Origin of the sequence: Streptomyces sp. NPDC006476, assembly GCF_040612015.1 — a bacterium.
Taxonomy (GTDB): domain Bacteria; phylum Actinomycetota; class Actinomycetes; order Streptomycetales; family Streptomycetaceae; genus Streptomyces; species Streptomyces griseorubiginosus_B.
The window spans coordinates 1-1,914 of record NZ_JBEXPK010000273.1 but is presented as its reverse complement, the minus strand read 5'-3'; the positions used below and the strand labels follow the sequence as shown (position 1 = coordinate 1,914).

Annotated in this window: 2 pseudogenes; both read right to left on the bottom strand. The window is 62.2% G+C overall.

The window, feature by feature from the left end:
* Nucleotides 1–164 (bottom strand): annotated as a pseudogene (locus ABZZ74_RS53945) (S1 family peptidase); the annotation flags it as partial.
* An 897-nt stretch (nt 165–1,061) separates the two neighbouring features.
* Nucleotides 1,062–1,775, bottom strand: a pseudogene (locus tag ABZZ74_RS53940) (IS256 family transposase); the annotation flags it as partial.
* Between the last annotated feature and the right edge of the window lie 139 nt (nt 1,776–1,914).

The window sequence follows — 1,914 nt, the reverse complement described above, 5'->3', positions numbered from 1 at the left end:
GAGGCGAGTTTTCCGGCCGCGACGGCCGACAGCGTCTCGGGAGCCGGGCGCGGGCTCGGCTCACTGGCGTTCGCAGTCTGGAGGGTGACTCCCGCAGCGACCAGGGCAGCTATGCCCGCACCTGCCACGGCCACACGCCGCTTGGATATCCGTCGATGCTTCAACTGAGTCCTCCTGTGGGGGGTCGGAATCTGTGATGGTGGGGAACCGGTTCCGCATTTACGTGCAGCACTATCCAAGGCATCGGTCTTCCGGCCCCTGCCTGTCCAGGCCGAAGCCCGTCCCGTCGACGAAGGAGACCTCAAAACCCTGCGTCGGACGCACCCCCACCGGTCGTACATGACCGCCACACCGGGGTGCGGGAAGCCGACGGCGGTGTGCCGAGGCCGGTGCGGGCATGGACGAACTCACCCGTCCTCGTCACCCGATATGAACACCGCTGCCATCGAAGATGACGTTGACGGACTCGGACCCATTGTGCGGTGCCCGAAGTTAAGTTCACCTATGTTGCTACCGCTGCAATCATCCGTAGCGTAAACCTGGATGTAAGGCCGATCGCCGCGAAGGCCAGCCACGTTATAGACCCGGCTGCTTGGCGTGGAGATCTTCGAGCACACGTCACCAACGCTCCGGCTGGTATCAGTCGAACGAAGAGGGAGGTTCGAGATCCGCGTATGCAGGCTGGGAAGCCGCGACACCGACCCCGGCGACACCTGCCACCACGAGACCGGCAATGATCTTCTTGATGCGTTCGGGTCGGGGAGTAAACATCATCGAGGTCAGCACCCTTCGTTGAGATCCGCGCAAGCACCGGAAACTCCAGGCACTATCGAAGACGTGCGACCGCCGACGATAGAGGCATCTGACCCGGACCAACATCACAGGCCTGGAGCAGAGAGGCAACGACCAAACTGACACCGCAACCACAGTTATTGATCAACGCCTGGTCCAGCTGGTCAGAGGGCGGCAGTTAAACTCGATTCGCCGTAAGCATTCAGCCTCGATCCACCGTGTGAATTCTGATGGGTGTGTCAACTTAACGGCTGATCTTGGTTGTTGGGTTATCGCTGGTTGGTGGGGGTCAGGCGGCCATCGAAGGCGATCTGGAAGGCGTTCAGGGGTGCCTTCCAGCGCATCGTCCAGCGACGGCGGCCCTTGCCCGTCGGGTCCAGGCTCATCAGTGCCATGTAGACGCACTTCAACGCGGCGGCCTCTGTGGGGAAGTGGCCGCGGGCCCGAACCGCCTTGCGGATCCGGGCGTTCACACTCTCAATGGCGTTCGTGCTGCAGATGACCTTGCGGATCTCGACGTCGAAGGACAAGAAGGGCACCATCTCGGCCCAGGCGTCGGACCACAGCTTGATCACGGCCGGATACTTGGTGCCCCACTTCTCGGAGAACTCCAAGAAGCGTTCAGTGGCTGCGGCCTCGCTGGGAGCGGTGTAGACGGGCTTGAGATCCTTGGCGACGTTGTCCCAGTCCTGGCGGGCACAGTAGCGGATGCTGTTGCGAATCAAGTGAACGATGCACGTCTGGACGACCGTGCGGGGCCAGACCGTCTCGACCGCGTCCGGCAGGCCCTTTAGCCCGTCGCAGACGAGCATGAGGACATCTTCAACTCCGCGATTTTTCAGCTCGGTGAAGACCTGGAGCCAGTGCTTGGCGCCCTCGCCGCCGTCACCGGCCCAGATCCCGAGAATGTCCCGGGTGCCCTCGACCGTGACGGCCATCGCAACGTAAATGGGCCGGTTGGCGACCTTGCCATCGCGAATCTTGGTTCTGTCGACGATCTTGTGATCCGGACGGTTGTACGGGTCGCGCCGACTGTTCGCGATCATGCATCGCGTGCTCTCGTGATGTGCTCTTGGAGCTGTTTCCGTACCTGTCCCCGCTGCTGATCGAGGAGGTCGAACG